The sequence below is a fragment of the Celeribacter sp. SCSIO 80838 genome (assembly GCF_056498065.1).
In genome coordinates, this window is record NZ_JAZKMA010000001.1 from 1,533,585 (window position 1) to 1,549,553 (window position 15,969).

Annotated in this window: 14 protein-coding genes; 4 read left to right on the forward strand and 10 right to left on the reverse strand. The window is 61.0% G+C overall.

All coding sequences use genetic code 11. The annotated features are described in order from the left end of the window. Positions 1 to 68 precede the first annotated feature (68 nt). Positions 69 to 683, reverse strand: a complete 615-nt coding sequence (locus V1475_RS07700; protein WP_479412271.1) for a 50S ribosomal protein L25/general stress protein Ctc — start codon at positions 681 to 683, stop codon at positions 69 to 71. Positions 684 to 935: 252 nt separating this feature from the next. Between V1475_RS07700 and V1475_RS07705 the strand changes: the two genes are divergently transcribed. Then, on the forward strand, positions 936 to 2,117 hold the full coding sequence (locus V1475_RS07705; RefSeq protein WP_479412272.1) for an MFS transporter: 1,182 nt from the start codon (positions 936 to 938) through the stop codon (positions 2,115 to 2,117). Between the two features lie 14 nt (positions 2,118 to 2,131). Here V1475_RS07705 and V1475_RS07710 read toward each other — a convergent pair whose 3' ends face one another. From V1475_RS07710 to V1475_RS07735, 6 genes are all read right to left on the reverse strand, one after another. Further along, positions 2,132 to 3,295, reverse strand: a complete 1,164-nt coding sequence (locus V1475_RS07710) for an alpha-hydroxy acid oxidase (RefSeq protein ID WP_479412273.1) — start codon at positions 3,293 to 3,295, stop codon at positions 2,132 to 2,134. A gap of 103 nt (positions 3,296 to 3,398) precedes the next feature. Next, positions 3,399 to 4,286 (reverse strand): hypothetical protein, encoded by an 888-nt coding sequence (locus tag V1475_RS07715; protein WP_479412274.1) that lies wholly within the window; start codon positions 4,284 to 4,286, stop codon positions 3,399 to 3,401. A 111-nt stretch (positions 4,287 to 4,397) separates the two neighbouring features. Continuing rightward, a complete protein-coding gene (locus tag V1475_RS07720; protein WP_479412275.1) occupies positions 4,398 to 5,642 on the reverse strand; it encodes a saccharopine dehydrogenase family protein in 1,245 nt (414 codons plus the stop codon). A 44-nt stretch (positions 5,643 to 5,686) separates the two neighbouring features. After that, entirely contained in the window at positions 5,687 to 6,796 is a 1,110-nt protein-coding gene (locus V1475_RS07725) for a carboxynorspermidine decarboxylase (RefSeq protein WP_479412276.1), read from the reverse strand. A 139-nt stretch (positions 6,797 to 6,935) separates the two neighbouring features. Continuing rightward, positions 6,936 to 7,727, reverse strand: coding sequence for a tryptophan synthase subunit alpha (trpA, locus tag V1475_RS07730; RefSeq protein WP_479412277.1), 792 nt, complete (start codon positions 7,725 to 7,727; stop codon positions 6,936 to 6,938). A 68-nt stretch (positions 7,728 to 7,795) separates the two neighbouring features. Next, positions 7,796 to 8,209, reverse strand: coding sequence for a VOC family protein (locus V1475_RS07735; RefSeq protein ID WP_479412278.1), 414 nt, complete (start codon positions 8,207 to 8,209; stop codon positions 7,796 to 7,798). Between the two features lie 137 nt (positions 8,210 to 8,346). Here V1475_RS07735 and ychF point away from each other — a divergent pair, with 137 nt between their 5' ends. The 3 genes from ychF to V1475_RS07750 all read left to right on the forward strand — a co-directional run bounded on the left by ychF (position 8,347) and on the right by V1475_RS07750 (position 11,521). Next, positions 8,347 to 9,444 (forward strand): redox-regulated ATPase YchF, encoded by a 1,098-nt coding sequence (ychF, locus tag V1475_RS07740; protein WP_479412279.1) that lies wholly within the window; start codon positions 8,347 to 8,349, stop codon positions 9,442 to 9,444. 358 nt (positions 9,445 to 9,802) lie between these two features. Beyond that, a complete protein-coding gene (locus V1475_RS07745; protein WP_479412280.1) occupies positions 9,803 to 10,519 on the forward strand; it encodes a glycosyl transferase family 90 in 717 nt (238 codons plus the stop codon). Positions 10,520 to 10,552: 33 nt separating this feature from the next. After that, entirely contained in the window at positions 10,553 to 11,521 is a 969-nt protein-coding gene (locus V1475_RS07750; RefSeq protein ID WP_479412281.1) for a UDP-glucuronic acid decarboxylase family protein, read from the forward strand. Here the strand turns inward: V1475_RS07750 and V1475_RS07755 are convergent, their stop codons facing one another. The 3 genes from V1475_RS07755 to V1475_RS07765 all read right to left on the reverse strand — a co-directional run bounded on the left by V1475_RS07755 (position 11,522) and on the right by V1475_RS07765 (position 15,806). Then, positions 11,522 to 12,862, reverse strand: coding sequence for an anti-phage deoxyguanosine triphosphatase (locus tag V1475_RS07755; RefSeq protein WP_479412282.1), 1,341 nt, complete (start codon positions 12,860 to 12,862; stop codon positions 11,522 to 11,524). Between the two features lie 100 nt (positions 12,863 to 12,962). Continuing rightward, positions 12,963 to 14,273 (reverse strand): esterase-like activity of phytase family protein, encoded by a 1,311-nt coding sequence (locus V1475_RS07760; RefSeq protein ID WP_479412283.1) that lies wholly within the window; start codon positions 14,271 to 14,273, stop codon positions 12,963 to 12,965. 135 nt (positions 14,274 to 14,408) lie between these two features. Beyond that, positions 14,409 to 15,806: a coniferyl aldehyde dehydrogenase gene (locus V1475_RS07765; RefSeq protein ID WP_479412284.1), complete on the reverse strand. Its 1,398-nt coding sequence runs from the start codon at positions 15,804 to 15,806 to the stop codon at positions 14,409 to 14,411. Positions 15,807 to 15,969 lie beyond the last annotated feature (163 nt).

Below are 15,969 nucleotides of genomic sequence, written 5' to 3' on the forward strand. Positions count from 1 at the left end.
GTTTGCGCAAAGAAAAACGCGGGCCCCGAAGGACCCGCGTTTCAAATCTGTCCGAAGACGTCTGCGGATTATTCCGCTGCGGCTTCTTCTTCGTCGTCGGCACTGGCGCCGAGACCGGCCGGAGCCGCGATGTTGGCGATCACGAAGTCACGCTCGATGACCGGCTTGACGCCTTCCGGCAGGGTAACGTCGGAGATGTGGTACACATCGCCGATTTTACCGCCGGTGATGTCCAGCGTGATGTGGTCCGGAATGTCGGACGCGGTCACGATCAGCTCAACGTCGGAACGGACGTGGGTCACGACACCGCCGCGTTTGATGCCCGGAGCAGCTTCTTCACCAACAACCACCACGGGGATGAAGAGGTTGATGCGGGAGTTGCGGTGCAGGCGCATGAAATCGACGTGGGTCGGAAGGTCTTTCACGACATCGCGCTGAACGCCACGGCAGATCACACGAACGTCTTCCTGGCCTTCAACTTTGAGGTTGAAGAGCGTGGACAGGAAACGGCCCTGTTTCAGGCGTTTCAGCAGTTCGTTGAACTTGATGTTGATCGGAAGCGGCTCTTTGTCGTCGCCATACACGATCCCCGGAACGTAGCCCTCACGACGAGCTTTGCGAGCGGCGCCCTTGCCCGTCCCCGCGCGTTCCACGGCAATAAGATCAGGAATCTCACCAGCCATTTTAATTCTCCTAGGTTGTGGCGGAACTCCTCCAAGGCTGTAGTCCCGCGTGAAGCCGTGGCCTTACACGGGAATCGGTGAAATGGAAAGGGGTTTTCCGTTTCTGCGCAACTTCCGCGCAACGGCCCTGCGCAAATATCTGTTGCCGGTGAGGGCGTACCTGTTCTAACTGATGTCAAAGCGCTTTGAGGTTTCATTCCATTCTGCCGGGTGCCATCCGCAAAATATGTAAAACACACTTCAGGAGGCGCCATGGCACAGTCTCTCTTTCGCGCCATCGCCGTTTCGCGAGCCCCTTTGGTGGCGCTTGCTGCCACCGGGACAAGTTGGGGCTGTTTTTCCGCCATGGTCCCGGTGATCAAGGCTCAAACCGGCGCGTCGGATGCATTGTTCGGTCTGGCGCTTCTCGGCTCGGCGGCGGGGGGGATGCTGGCGATCTTCGCGGCGCCCCGGCTGTTCGCCCTTCTGGGGCACCGGGTCTTGCCGGTGCTGGGGGTGTTTTCGGTGCTGGCGCTGCAATTGCCGGTGGTGGCGCAGACCTCCGTGATGCTGTTCGCGGTGATGATCGCCATGGGCATGTCCATCGGCAGTTTCGACATCAACGCCAACCTGCGGATTTCCTCGCTTGAGGGGGCATCGGGGCTGCATCTGATGACCCTCAACCACGGGGCGTTTTCGCTGGCTTTCGGGCTGTCGGCCTTTGTGACCGGCACGCTGCGGGCGCATGGCGTGGCGATGGAGGTGATCTTTCCACTCATGGGGCTGGTGGTCGCGGGGCTTTCGGTGCTGACCATAGAACGCGGCTGGGAGGAGGTGCCGGACGATCCGGACGAGGCGCCGGTCACGGGCGGTTTGCCGTGGCGGGCGATCATTTTGATCGCAGTGATGCTTTTTGCCTCTTTCGTGGGGGAGAATGCGGTCGACACATGGTCGTCGATCTTTCTTGAGCGCGATCTCGGTGTGGCGGCGGGGCATGGGGCATTCGGCCCGGCCATGCTGGGGCTCGTGATGGGGATATTCCGGCTTCTGGGCTATGTCACCACGCAGCGCTTTGGCGAGGCGCGGGTGCTCATGTGGTCCGGGTTTCTGGCGATGACCGGGGTGTTCCTTTTGTCCACGGCGCAGGTGCTGAGTGTGGCGCTTCTGGGCATCGGCATCGCGGCGGCGGGGCTTGCGGTGATCGTGCCGACGGCGACCTCGCTTCTGGGCAAGCGGGTGCACCGGCGTCAGCGCAATCTGGCACTGTCGCGAGCCTGGATGGTCGGGTTCACGGGGTTTTTCGTCGGTCCCTCCGCCATGGGATTTCTGGCGGAACATGTCGGGTTGCGCGGAGCGTTTTTGGCGCTTGCGCTGTTGCTGGCTCTGGTCGCCCCTGCGGTGATGCAATTCGAGCGGATGTCCCGCACCGGGCGGTTGGTGTCAAAGGCGCCCTGAGGGCGCCTTTGGAGTCAGGCCCAGCGACCGGCGAAATCTTCCGGCACGCGCAGGATGTCGCGATCCACATCCTCGATATGTTTGCGGCCGCAGAGCGCCATGGAGATGTCCATTTCCTTGTGGATCACTTCGAGCGCCTTGGTCACGCCCTCTTCGCCCATGGCGCCGAGGCCGTGGATGAAAGCGCGGCCGATATAGGTGCCTTTCGCGCCCATCGCCATCGCCTTGAGCACGTCCTGACCGGAGCGAATGCCGCTGTCGAGATGGACCTCGACCCGATCGCCCACCGCGTCGAGGATCGGCGGCAGGGCGCGGATCGAGGAGAGCGCGCCGTCCAATTGCCGTCCGCCGTGGTTCGACACGACGATGGCGTCGCAACCGGTTTTCGCGGCCATCACGGCATCTTCGGGCTCCATCACGCCTTTCAGGATCAGAGGCCCGCCCCACATGTCCTTGATCGCTTCGATCTTGCCCCAGTCGAGACGCGGATCGAATTGCTCGGCGGTCCATTTGAACAGGGAGGAGGGGTCGTCGACGTTCTTGGCATGGCCGATGATATTGCCGAAGCCGCGACGTTTGGTCTGAAGCATCTCAAGCCCCCAGCCCCATTTCGTCGCCAGATCGGCGAGCACGGCGGGGGTCAGTTTCGGCGGGGCGGAGAGGCCGTTTTTCAGGTCTTTGTGGCGCTGGCCGAGGATTTGCAGATCGAGGGTGAGCACGAGAGCGGAGACACCGGCATCCTTGGCGCGCTGGATGATGTTTTTCAGGAAGTCCTGATCGCGCATCACATAGAGTTGAAACCAGAAGGGTTTTGTGGTGTGGGCGGCGACGTCTTCGATGGAACAGATCGACATGGTCGAGAGCGTGAAGGGGACGCCGAATTTCTCCGCCGCCTTCGCGGCTTTGATCTCGCCGTCGGCGCGCTGCATGCCGGTGAGACCGACGGGGGCGAGCGCCACGGGCATGGCGACGTCCTGGCCGATCATTTTGGTGGCGGTGGAGCGGCCCTCCATATCGACGGCGACGCGTTGGCGCAGGCGGATCTTGTCGAAATCGGAGGTGTTCTCGCGAAAGGTCTGCTCGGTCCAGGAGCCGCTTTCGCAATAGTCATAGAACATCTTCGGCGTGCGCCTTTTGTGCAGCCGTTTCAGGTCGTCGATATTGGTGATGACGGGCATGAGTGCTCTCCCGAGGTCATTGTGGAGAATTGGTTTGCTTGTCGAACCAATTCGCACATATTCCGGGCGGAGCCAAGGTGCAATCCGGCGCAAGGGGGCGGGTTTACAGGCTCAGGAACACCTTGAGCGTGTCCTGCAACTCCTGATCGAGATATTCGACGGAAAAGGAGATCTCCGGCAGCAGCATGTCGAGGCTCTCCGCCTCACCGGGCTGTGCCACGCCCTGAAACAGGGATTCGAGCCCGACCCAGATCTGCCAGGTGTCGAAGGCGGCCTGTTCCATCACTTCGGGTTGCGGCGGCGCATCGAGGGCGGCGGGGCGCACGAAGGTCAGATCGAAAATGTTGCGATTGAAGGTCGCCAGCGCCGCGGTGAGGTCTTGCACGGGACCCTCGGCCTGAGCGGGACCTCCGGAGAGATGGATCAGGCAGGCGTCCTTGCCCGCCTGTTGCAGCAGACGGTTCTGGTCGGTTGCGGTGACGATGACGCGGGCGCGGGCGAGGTTTTCGGGCGTGCTGTCGACGGAGGTCATGGTTTCGAGCGACTGGCTGACATTGCGCCAGAGTTTTTCGAGAGAGTCCGCCTTGAAGGTCAGCTTGAGCACCTCTTCGTCGCTCATTTCAGCGCCGTCGAGAAAGGCCGTGGCTTTTTTGTCGAGCGCGCTCCAGACCCTTTCGAGAGAGCCGATCTGGGTGCGGATATTGCTATTCTCGATGGCGGCGATGCCACGGGCGGGATCGCCCTCGAGAAGGGTGTGCAGCGCGGTTTGAATCTCTGCCCGGCTTTCCTCCATCACGCGGAGATTGCGGGCGGTGTCGATCCCGGACTGGGCGAAACAGAGACTGCGTACGAGGCGATGGCCGAGGCTGCTTTGACGTCCGATGAGTTGAATCTGGCGATCATATTCGGCGGTGGTGTCGGCTTTCGCGCCGTCCGTCGCCAGCGACAGGCTCAGAAAGAGAAAAAGGAGGAAGGAATAGAATGCGCGCATGAGGGCCTCTGAGGTCAGACAGAGGCAGGCTGAGCGATTCGCCTTTCCATTCGCTTAAATCCCATGAAAAAGCCCGCGAATTGCGGGCCTTTTCGGGAGTTCGATGTGGGGTCAGGCGTCCCAGGCTTTGTCTTCGCCGCCAAGCCCGCCGATCTGAACGCGGGTCGGCAGACCGATCTTGTCGAGGATGGAGAAGAACGGTTTCGGGTCCAGTTCCTCGACGTTTTTCATGGTTTTGGCATCCCATTCGCCCGAGGCGATCAGCATGGCGGCGGCGACGGGCGGCACGCCTGCGGTGTAGGAAATGCCTTGGGAGCCGACCTCTTCATAGGCCTCTTTGTGATCCGCCACGTTGTAGACGAAAACCTCGAAGGGTTTGCCGTCTTTCACGCCTTTCACGAGATCGCCGATGCAGGTTTTGCCCTCGTAATCGGGGGCGAGAGAGGAGGGGTCGGGCAGCACGGCCTTGACGACTTTGAGGGGGATAACCTCTTGGCCTTCGGCGGTTTTCACCGGCTGTTCGGACAAAAGGCCGAGGTTTTGCAGCACGGTAAAGACGTTGATGTAATGCTCGCCAAAGCCCATCCAGAACCGCACATCGGCCTCAGGGTAGTTGGTCGCGAGCGAATGCACTTCGTCATGGCCGGACTGATAGGCGCGGCAGGTGCCCACGACCGGCAGGTCCCAGTCGCGGCCGGACTCGAACATCTTTTTCTCTTTCCACTGCTGGTCTTCCCAGTAGTAGACCACGCCGGTGAATTCGCGGAAGTTGATCTCCGGATCGAAATTCGTGGCGAAATATTTGCCGTGCGAACCCGCGTTGATATCGACGATGTCGATCGATTTGACCTCGTCCATCATGTCGATGGCAAAGCGCGCATAGGCGTTGACCACGCCCGGATCGAAGCCCGCGCCGAGGATGGCGGTGACGCCTTTTTGAGCGCAGAGATCGCGTTTCTTCCACTCGTAGTTGCCGTACCAGGGCGGGGTTTCGCAGATCTTGGTCGGGTCTTCGTGGATCGCCGTGTCGATATAGGCGGCCCCGGTCTCGATACAGGCGTCCAGAACGGTCATGTTGACGAAAGCCGAACCGACGTTGATCACGATCTGCGCGCCGGTTTTCTCGATCAGGGCGGCGACGGCTTTGCTGTCCATCGCATCGACCTGATGGGCCTCAAGAACGCCCTCCTGTTTCATCGCGGCCTTCTCACGGACCGACTCAAGGATCGCTTCGCATTTCGAAAGCGTCCGGCTGGCGATATGAATTTCGCCAAGCACATCGTTGTTTTGGGCGCATTTATGCGCGACGACCTGAGCGACGCCGCCGGCGCCGATGATGAGTACGTTCTGTTTCAACTGTAGAGACCCCCTTATCGTTTCGGGTGGTGAATGGAGCGGGCTTAGCCAAGCGCCGCGACGAAATCCTCGTAACCGAAGTCACGCACCAGTTTGACGGAGCCGTCGAGTTCGCGAATGGCGATCCCCGGCATTTTCACCCCGTTAAACCAGTTCTTTTTAACCATTGTGTAACCGGCGGCATCGTCGATGGAGATTTGATCTCCGATTTCCAGCGGTTTGTCGAATTTGGCATCGCCGAAGATGTCGCCGGCCAGACAGGTCTTGCCCGCGATTTGGTAGTCATGCGTGCCGGTCTGCGGCAGTTTGGCGGTTTCGCGATAAATCAGCAGGTCGAGCATATGGGCTTCGATGGAGCTGTCGACGATGGCGACTTTTTTGCCCCGATCTTCACTTTTAGTGTCGATGATGTCGAGAACGGAGACCTCCAGCGTGGTGGAGCGGGTGATCGAGGCCTCGCCGGGTTCGAGATAGACCTGCACGCCGAGGGTGTCGGAGAAGGATTTCAGCCGATCCGCCAGCTTGTCGAGCGGATAGCCCTCGCCGGTGAAATGGATGCCGCCGCCCAAAGAGACCCAATCGAGCCGTTTCAGGAAGGTGCCGAAATCGCGTTCGATGCGGGTGAGTTGTTCAGAGAACAGGGCGAAGTCTTTGTTTTCACAGTTGTAATGGATCATCACGCCGTTGATGCGACCTTCGGCCATCTCAAGCCGGGCCATGTCCCATTCGCCCAGCCGCGAAAACGGCCGCGCAGGATCGGCGAGGTCGAAGCCGGAGGTCGAAAACCGCGGGTTGAGGCGCAGGCCGGTGGCGATGCCCTTGGCCTTGTCGCCGAAGCGGTCGAGCTGACCGAGAGAGTTGAAGATGATCTTGTCGGCGAAGCTGACGGCCTCGTCGATCTCATGATCGGCCCAGCCGACGGAATAGGCGTGCGTCTCTTTGCCGAATTTCTCGGCCCCAAGGCGCAGCTCATAGAGCGAGGACGAGGTCGTGCCGTCCATATAATCGCGCATGACATCGAACACGGGCCATGTGGAGAAGCATTTGAGCGCAAGCAAGGCCTTCGCACCGGAGGCCTCGCGCAGCCGGGCGATTTTCTCCATGTTCGGAAGCAGGCGCGCCTTGTCGATCAGGTAGTAAGGCGTCTGGATCATCTCATTCCCCCAACGGGCCCCCAAAGGTCAAAAAGGAACGGCTTTAGGGGGCTGCACTTAGGGCGATTCAGGGCGAGGGGCAAGAAAAAAGCACGGTTGCCCGTGCTTTTTGTATATACAGAACGGGGCCGGAACAGGATCAGGCGCGGTGTGCACCATCCGCCAGAGATTTCACGTAAGCTGCGACCTCTGCGACGGATTTGCCCTGTGCGATCTCGTTTACGATGGCGGAGCCGACGACGGTGCCGTCTGCGACCGCGGCGATCTCTTCGGCTTTTTCCGGGGTGCGCACGCCAAAGCCGACGATCACAGGCAGGTCGGTCTTGGATTTGATCCGGGCCACTTCGGGCGCGACATCGGCGCCGGAGGCGGCGGCGGCGCCGGTGGTGCCGGTCACGGAGACGTAATAGACGAAGCCGGAGGTGTTTTGCAGCACGGTGGGCAGGCGTTTGTCATCGGTCGTGGGGGTTGCCAGACGGATGAAGTTCAGGCCCGCTTTCTGTGCCGGGATGCAAAGCTCGTCGTCTTCCTCGGGCGGCAGGTCCACGACGATCAGCCCGTCGATCCCGGCATTGACCGCATCCACCAGAAACTGATCGACGCCGTGCGAATAGATCGGGTTGTAATAGCCCATCAGCACGATCGGCGTGGTGTCGTCGGTTTTGCGGAAGTCTGCGGCCATGGCGAGGGTTTTGTTGAGCGTCATGCCCTGATCGAGCGCCCGTTGACCGGCCAATTGGATGGTCGGGCCGTCGGCCATCGGGTCGGTGAAGGGCAGGCCCAGTTCGATGATGTCGACCCCGGCACCGGGCAGGGCCTTGACGATTTCGAGCGATTTGGCCTCATCGGGATCGCCCGCCATGACATAGGCCACGAAGGCTTTCTTGCCTGCGGCGTTCAACTCGGCGAATTTGGCGTCGATACGGGTCATGGGACGGCTCCTCGAATGATCCACCGTGGAGTGCCGCAAATTGCCGCCAGAGGCAAGAGGGTTGGGGTTTAGAACTCTTTATAGGGGCCTGTGATCTGCCAGCGGATGTGGAAACGGTCTTTCAATGCGCCGAAACCATCGGTCCAGAATTGCGGGCCGAAGTCCTCAAAGACCTCCGCGCCGTCTTTTAACCCGTCCCAGGCCGCCTGTGCGGCCTCGACCGTGTCAAATTCCACGGTGATGGCGGTGTTGGAGGTTTCGGGGGAGGTGCCTTGAAAATTGTCGGAGGCCATGATGCGCGAGCCATCGGGCAGAAGGAGGATGGCGTTCATCACCATGTCCTTCATCGCCTCGGGGATGTTTTCGCTTTCGGGCGCTTCGCTCATGCGGTTCAGGCCGACGATCTGCCCGCCGAAGACTTGGGCATAGGTGGTCATGGCCTCTTCACATGTGCCGTTGAAATAAAAATAGGGAACGAGCATTGCGGGGCTCCGGTTTGTGCGTTTGTGCCAGCCTAGCATGGAATTCGCTTACCTGTCTCAAATCTCGCAGACTGGGCGCTTGATATAGGCGGCTTTGCCCCGTATTCACGCGGGGACTTTAGACAAAGGAGGCCGCAATGGGCTTCAAGATGGGCATCGTCGGACTGCCGAACGTGGGCAAATCGACGCTTTTCAATGCGCTGACCAAAACCGCCGCGGCGCAGGCGGCGAACTTTCCGTTCTGCACCATTGAGCCCAACGTGGGCGATGTGGCGGTGCCGGACCCGCGTCTCGACAAGCTGGCGGAAATCGCAGGCTCGAAACAGATCATCCCGACGCGCATGTCTTTCGTGGACATTGCGGGTCTTGTGAAGGGCGCGTCCAAGGGTGAGGGCCTTGGCAACCAGTTCCTCGCAAATATTCGCGAATGCGATGCGATCGCCCATGTGGTGCGCTGTTTCGAGGATGGTGACGTGACCCACGTCGAGGGTCGGGTCGATCCGGTCGACGATGCGCAGGTGATCGAGATGGAGCTGATGCTGGCCGATCTCGAAAGCATTGCCAAACGCCGCGCCAACCTTGTGCGCAAGCTCAAGGGCAACGACAAGGAAGCCAAGCTTCAGGACGATCTTTTGGCGCGGGCGCAGGCGGCTTTGGAGGCCGATAAACCGGCGCGCAGTGTCGAGGTGACGGAAGAAGAGCGCAAGCAGTGGAACATGCTGCAACTTCTGACCCAAAAGCCGATCCTCTATGTCTGTAACGTCGAGGAAGAGAACGCCGCCAAGGGCAATGCTTTCTCCGATGCGGTCGCGAAAATGGCCGAGGAACAGGGCGCGGGTACGGTGGTGATCTCCGCCAAGATCGAGGAAGAGATTTCTCAGCTTGATGCGGAAGAGGCGGAGATGTTCCTTGAGGAGTTGGGGCTGCACGAGGCCGGTCTCGACCGTCTCATTCGTGCGGGTTACGATCTTTTGCATCTTGAGACCTATTTCACGGTCGGCCCGAAAGAGGCGCGCGCCTGGACGATCCGCAAAGGCACCGCCGCGCCGCAGGCGGCTGGCGTGATCCATGGCGATTTCGAGCGCGGGTTCATCCGGGCCGAAACCATCGCCTTTGACGATTACGTCGCCTGCAAGGGCGAGACGGGGGCGAAAGACGCGGGCAAGATGCGCGCGGAAGGCAAGAGCTACATCGTGCAGGACGGCGATGTGATGCACTTCCTGTTCAACACCTGATTGCGGTCGGCGGAGGCGGCGCATCATGTTGCGAGCGATGAAGAACACGGAATGGTATCAGGCCTATCGGGTGCGCCGGAGAGCGGCGAGACACCAGCGCATGCTGGTCGCTGCCGGGCAGCAAGCCGAACAGTCGATACGGGGGTATTTTGAGCGGGTCGGGGTCGCGTTTCCCCGTCTCGCTTTTTCCGCCTCTGAAGAGGTGAAAAGCGATTGGGAAATCCACCTTGTTCGCGAGGGGGATGGAATACGCTATCTCTACAATCCTGAGAATGTTTCCAAGTACAGACACCAGATCGGTCACATTTCCCCAGCTTATCTTTACTGGTTCTCACAATCCGATCCATCGGTCTCGCACATGTCCTGCGACCTTTCGGATGGCGAGGCGGTTGGTCAGGCGCGGTTTACCTATTCAAGCTGCTTTCGCGACAAGGTGCTTTTGCCGGATCAGCATTTCTTCCGGGATCGGGGCTATGCGGAGACGGATCGTCTGGCCCAAGAGGCCCCCGATTGGGGCGCGCGCGGTGAGACGATCTACTGGCGCGGGCAGAACAACAGCGTCGGGCTGTTTTCGCTGGACCCCGATCATATGGACAAGCCCTGGGTGATGCAGCGCCTGCGGTTTGCCATGACCGCGCGTGAAATCGAGGGGGTGGATGCCCGCTTCGTGCCGGGGTCGACCCACAAGCAGGAAGCGCAATGCGCAGCGGCGGGTCTCATGGGGCCGCGGCGGAACTGGCAGGACTGGGCCGGGGACAAATACGCGCTCGACGTGGACGGGTTCTCCAATGCCTGGTGCAATTTCATGCAGAGGCTCAAACTTGGCTGTTGCGTGCTCAAGGTCGACAGCCAGTTCGGGTTTCGGCAGTGGTATTACGACGCGCTTGTCCCGTTCGAACATTACGTGCCGGTGCAGGCGGACCTGTCCGATCTTGCCGAGAAGGTCGACTGGGTGCGCAGCCACGACCGTGAGGCGCGTGAAATCGCCGAACACGGTCAGGCCTTTGCCCGTGCGCTCACCTTCGAGAGCGAGACCCGGCGGGCGACGGAGATCATTGAACGGAACCGGGACTGATCCGGGCTTATAACCTTTTGGAAAGATTTTGATATGGCACGCCTTTACGACAGTCGAAAACGCATTTTGGTGACCGGTGGAGCGGGGTTTATCGGCTCGCATCTGATGGACCGACTGTTGGAGCAGGGGCATGATGTGATCTGTGCCGACAACCTGTTCACCGGCACCAAACGCAATATCGACCATCTCCACGGCCATCCGCGTTTCGAATTCATGCGCCATGACGTGACCTTCCCGCTCTATGTCGAGGTGGACGAGATCTACAACCTCGCCTGTCCCGCGTCCCCGGTGCATTACCAACATGACCCGGTGCAGACGACCAAGACCTCGGTGCATGGTGCGATCAACATGTTGGGGCTGGCCAAGCGGCTGAAATGCAAGATCTTTCAGGCGTCGACCAGCGAGGTCTACGGCGATCCGGCGGTGCATCCGCAGCCGGAGGGGTATTGGGGCAATGTCAATCCGATCGGGCCGCGGTCCTGTTACGACGAGGGCAAGCGCTGTGCGGAGACGCTGTTTTTCGACTATCACCGTCAGCACGGGCTTGAGATCAAGGTGGCGCGGATTTTCAACACCTACGGACCGCGGATGCATCATGCCGACGGGCGCGTGGTGTCGAATTTCATCGTGCAGGCGCTGATCGGGGAGCCGATCACGCTCTATGGCGATGGCAGCCAGACCCGGTCTTTCTGTTATGTCGACGATCTGGTCGAGGGGTTCATCCGGCTGATGGACACCGGGCCCGAGGTCAGCGGTCCGATCAACCTGGGCAACCCTGCCGAGTTCACCATTCGCGAACTTGCGGAGAAGGTGGTGGCGATGACCGGATCGGCGTCGGAACTGGTGTTCCGCGATCTGCCGCAGGACGATCCGAAACAGCGTCAGCCGGAGATTTCTCTGGCGCGCGAGACGCTGGGCTGGGCGCCGGAGATCGCGCTCGAGGCGGGGCTGGAGCGTACGGTGGCCTATTTCCGTGCGCTTCTGCCGGAGCTGAGCGCCTGATCAGAGACGGTCGAACACAGACCCCATGCGCGGCGCGAAGAGACGTTCATAGGTCTTGAGCAGCGCCGCGTCCGTCATGCCTGCCACATAGTCGCAGATCACCCGCAGATCGCCGGCGCTTGTCGCATAGAGGTCCTGATGGTCGCGGGGCAAAAGCCGGTCGGGATCGGAACAGAGTGCCTCGAAGACCGAGACCACCATCTGCTGGCCCTTGAATTCGAGCTGCTGCACATTGGGGCTTTTGATCACCACGTCGAACACCAGATCCTTGAGCGCCTTCAACACCGGACGCCGCGCGGCGGGGAGGCTGGCGCGGTAACGCAGAAGGGGCTCGTTGAACTCCGGCAGCTCAGTATATTGCACGGCGGTGATGAAGTAATTCACAAAGCGCGAGATGAAGCGTTTGCGGGTGTTGCGGTCGCCGAACAAGCCATCGAGCATCTGGCCGTAGACGTCATTGCCGAACTGATCCGGGTATTTGCCTTTGAGCATGTCGAGAAAATCGCCGATCTCATCCGCCGACACATGCGCCACGAAATCCTCACGCGTCAAAAGCATGAGCGCAATCGCGTCCTCCAGATCATGCACCCCGTAGGCGATGTCATCGGCCAGATCCATGATGCTGCAATCAAAGGATTTATGCAGCGCCTTGCGGTGTTTTCCCGCCTCCACCGGCCCCATGGCACAAAGCGCTGCGCGGTCTTCGGGGGAGAGCGGTGAAAGCACCCACTCCGCCACGTCCTGCTCGCTGTCGAGGTAACATTTCGGCGGGGTCGAGGCCTCAGTGTCGATGAGTTTAAGCGTTGCGGGACTGTCGCTCAGTTTCGGCCTGAGCGCGGAGTTGCGCGCCTGTGCGTAAGAAACCGGATATTTCAACAGCCCCATAAGGCTGCGCCGGGTGAGGTTTGCACCGCTCTGCGCCGAAAAGCTTTCCAAACGGGACAGGATTCGCAGGCTCTGACCATTGCCCTCGAACCCGCCCGCTTCGCGCATGCAGTAATTCAGCGCCACCTCGCCGCCGTGACCAAAGGGCGGATGGCCCAGATCATGCGAACAACCCACGGCATGGATCATCGAGCGATCCGGCAGATGGGCGGTTGCTGGATGTAGGGGAAAGCTTTGCTCCAACTGCCGCGCCAGACCTCCGGCGATCTGCGCCACTTCCAGCGAATGCGTCAGACGAGTGCGATAGAAATCGCTGTCGCCCAAATTGAGGATCTGCGTCTTGCCCTGAAGCCGCCGAAAGGAGGCCGAATGGATCACGCGGGCATAGTCCACATCGCCCGCACCGCGCGCGTCTTCGGAATGTCCGCTCCATTGCTCTCTGCGTTCAAGCCACATCTGCGCCTCCTCATGGTTCGGGCGCAGCATATGAGGCCAAAAGAGGGAAGGCCAGATGGGGGAACCCCGGAGCGACGGGGAGGCCGCTCCGGGGCGGTAATTATTCTGCCTTCAGGAAGTCCGCGACGTCGAGAAGGATCATCTCGTTGTCGTCGACGCGGCCTTGCTGGCGACCGGTCGAGAAGGGGTAGTTGTTGTCATTCGCGACGACGATGGTGGTCTCGTCCACACGATCCACATCCTCGATGGTGAAATAGGGGAAGGTGTAGACCCCATCCATCGTGCCACGCGGCGCGATGCCGTCGGGGTCCTGAATGTTCATCAGGTCGATGTAGGCGATTTTCTCCAGAACGTTGTTCTCGTCCATCCGTTCCAGATCAATCAGATAGATGCGTTTGAACATCGCCGGTTGCTCCGACCAGCCTTCGCGCGGATCGCCCTGGAAGTTGTCGCGCTCGATGATGAGACCGCGGGTGCCTTCGATCAGGTTAAAATCCCCGATGGCGTGGTTTTCGTCCTCAAGCGGGAAGTAGCGCACCGTGTCACCCCATGCGCCGGTCTCGGTGGACAGTTCGAACATCGACAGAACCGGTTTGCCGCCGACATGTTTCTTACCGCCGGTTTCCGGGTCATAGACCGGCTTTTCCAACAGCGGGTAGAGGGTTTTCATATCCTCGGACAAGGCCATGCCCTCATAGCCGCCGGAGCGGTAGGAGACGACGGTCTCGGGCAGCGCGCCGCCGGGGTTCGGCGTGGCGACAAAGAAGTTGTCGGGGGATTGGATCAGCTCGCCACCCGGCTCAGTCGCCAGAATTTGTTGCACTTCGCCTTCGCCGTTCACTTCGATGATCCACGGGCCGAACTCGTCGCCGATCCAGAAGTTTTCACCAACCGGCTGGATGGATTCCAGATCGAAATCTGCGCCGGTCAGCGTGCGGGCCTCTGTGGCTTCGTTCATGATCGGGAAGGGGACAACGTGGTCCGGGTCGGACAGTTGGACAGTTTTTTCGATGCCAACACGACCGGTCTCCCAATCGACTTTGACGATGTTGAACATCAGGACGATGTCCGACGAATTGGCTTTGGAGCCGAAACCGTTGTCCGTCAGCACGAGGAAACGGTCGTCACCCAAGGAGCGGATGCCGGAAAACCCCTGAAGCGGCTGGCCGGGGAACGGCAGCGCGAGGCCGGTGGCCTCTTGGAAATTGCTGTACAGAACCTCATTGCGTGCGCCATTGGTGAAGCGGCCGGAGGTGTTGTAATAGGGCGATGCGCCTTCGGGGGCGGGGACGAAAGTGTGGCCGGAAAGCTCGGCCTGGGCTTTGAGCGTGGCGGGAAAGGCCTCTTGGGCCTGGGCGGCACCGGCAAGCATAAGCGCAGCAAGCGCTGCACCGTAAACGGGTTTGGTCATGTCTCTGTCCTGTGTGATGCGTTTCTTCGTCGTCCCGGCACGAGGATGTGCGGGAGCGATGCGCGCAAAGAAGCGAAGTAACGCAACGGATTTACGACCGTTTGGTCAAAATCGTACAAAACTTGCGTGACAGGATCACATCAGTTTGCGCATCAGCCCGAGGGCGCGTTTGCGCCAGCCTTTGAAGGGCGGTTCGGCCACGGCCATGCCGTTCCATTTCGCCTGACGCACCACGGGTTTGAGATGGCTGAAAGTCTCGAAGCCTGTGCGACCGTGATAGGCACCCTGACCGGAGGGGCCGACACCGCCGAAGGGCAGCGAGCCAAAGCCGACATGGATCGTCGTGTCGTTTATTGTGACCCCGCCGGAGATCGTGTGGTCGAGCCAATGCGCCTGTTCCGCCTTGTCCTCGGAGAAGAGATAGAGCGCGAGCGGATGGTCGCGGGCGGTGACGAAGGCGAGAGCTTCCTCGGGGCTGTCATAGGGGATAAGCGGCAGGATCGGGCCGAAGATTTCCTCCTGCATCAAGGCGATGTCGGGGGGCGGATCGAGCACCACGGCGGGGGCGAATTTGCGGGCATTGCCGGAGGGGCCTTCGAGGCGGAGGATTTTCGCACCGCGCGCCTCGGCCTCGCCCAGAAGGGCATCGAGCCGGGTAAGGTGGCGGTCGGAGACGACGGCGGCGAGATCCGGGCTTTCCGGGCCTTCAGGGAAGAAATGCATGAAGGCCCCCATGATCGCATCGGCCATGGGCAGCATCTTTTTGCGCGGCACCAGAACGTAATCGGGGGCGACACAGACCTGACCGGCATTCATGGCCTTGCCCCATGCAATCCGCCGCCCCGCGCGGTCGAGATCGGCGCCGGGCAGGACGACGGCGGGGCTCTTGCCGCCCAGCTCCAGAGTGACGGGGGTCAGGTTGCGGGCCGCGGCCTCGGCCACCTTGCGCCCGACATTGGTCGAGCCGGTGAAGAACAGATGGTCGAAGGGCAGGGCGGAAAAGGCGCTGGCCACTTCCGGGCCGCCGGTGACGGTCGCGACCTCCTCGGGGGCGAACGCGCCCGCAAGCATCTCGGCCAGCACATCGGAGGTGCATGGCGTCAATTCGGAGGGTTTGAGCATCACCCGATTGCCCGCCGCCAGCGCCGCGACCATGGGCGCAAGGGCAAGCTGTACCGGGAAATTCCACGGTGAGATGATGCCGACGACGCCCAGCGGTTGGGGCCGGATCTCGGCACGGGCGGGTTTGTAGATCAGCGGCACAGGCGCGCGCCGCACCCGCATCCAGCGTTTCAGATGCCGTTTGGCGTGGCGGATCTCGCCCAGAACCAGATCGATGTCGTAGAGACGGCTCTCCAACGCCGGGCGATGGGAAAAATCGTCGGACATGGCGGCGATCAGCCGGGGTTCTGCGGCCAGAAGTGCGGTGGCGAGCCGGTCGAGCCGATCCAGACGGGTGTCGAGAGAGACCACGGGCGCGGCGCGCTGGGCGGCGCTTGCCCGTGCGAAGGTGGTCTCGAGTTCGGTTGTCATGTCGGCCTCCCGTTTTTGGCATTGAGCCAGAAAACCGGGGCGCGTGGCAAGCCGTGTCGGCCTCAGAGTTTGAGGACGCGACGCAAGGTAGCGCGGACGCCGTTGCGGGAGGGTTCCCACAGACAGGCGAGCACGAAGGCGAAAGGTCGGATCTCGGTCATTT

What these genes read in the sequence shown, in the direction of transcription:
- V1475_RS07725 (WP_479412276.1), bottom strand. Translation starts at nt 6,796, where the DNA reads ATGATCCAGACGCCTTACTACCTGATCGACAAGGCGCGCCTGCTTCCG.
- V1475_RS07755 (WP_479412282.1), bottom strand. Translation starts at nt 12,862, where the DNA reads ATGTGGCTTGAACGCAGAGAGCAATGGAGCGGACATTCCGAAGACGCG.
- V1475_RS07715 (WP_479412274.1), bottom strand. Translation starts at nt 4,286, where the DNA reads ATGCGCGCATTCTATTCCTTCCTCCTTTTTCTCTTTCTGAGCCTGTCG.
- ychF (WP_479412279.1), top strand. Translation starts at nt 8,347, where the DNA reads ATGGGCTTCAAGATGGGCATCGTCGGACTGCCGAACGTGGGCAAATCG.
- V1475_RS07735 (WP_479412278.1), bottom strand. Translation starts at nt 8,209, where the DNA reads ATGCTCGTTCCCTATTTTTATTTCAACGGCACATGTGAAGAGGCCATG.
- V1475_RS07705 (WP_479412272.1), top strand. Translation starts at nt 936, where the DNA reads ATGGCACAGTCTCTCTTTCGCGCCATCGCCGTTTCGCGAGCCCCTTTG.
- trpA (WP_479412277.1), bottom strand. Translation starts at nt 7,727, where the DNA reads ATGACCCGTATCGACGCCAAATTCGCCGAGTTGAACGCCGCAGGCAAG.
- V1475_RS07745 (WP_479412280.1), top strand. Translation starts at nt 9,803, where the DNA reads ATGTCCTGCGACCTTTCGGATGGCGAGGCGGTTGGTCAGGCGCGGTTT.
- V1475_RS07765 (WP_479412284.1), bottom strand. Translation starts at nt 15,806, where the DNA reads ATGACAACCGAACTCGAGACCACCTTCGCACGGGCAAGCGCCGCCCAG.
- V1475_RS07760 (WP_479412283.1), bottom strand. Translation starts at nt 14,273, where the DNA reads ATGACCAAACCCGTTTACGGTGCAGCGCTTGCTGCGCTTATGCTTGCC.
- V1475_RS07710 (WP_479412273.1), bottom strand. Translation starts at nt 3,295, where the DNA reads ATGCCCGTCATCACCAATATCGACGACCTGAAACGGCTGCACAAAAGG.
- V1475_RS07750 (WP_479412281.1), top strand. Translation starts at nt 10,553, where the DNA reads ATGGCACGCCTTTACGACAGTCGAAAACGCATTTTGGTGACCGGTGGA.
- V1475_RS07700 (WP_479412271.1), bottom strand. Translation starts at nt 683, where the DNA reads ATGGCTGGTGAGATTCCTGATCTTATTGCCGTGGAACGCGCGGGGACG.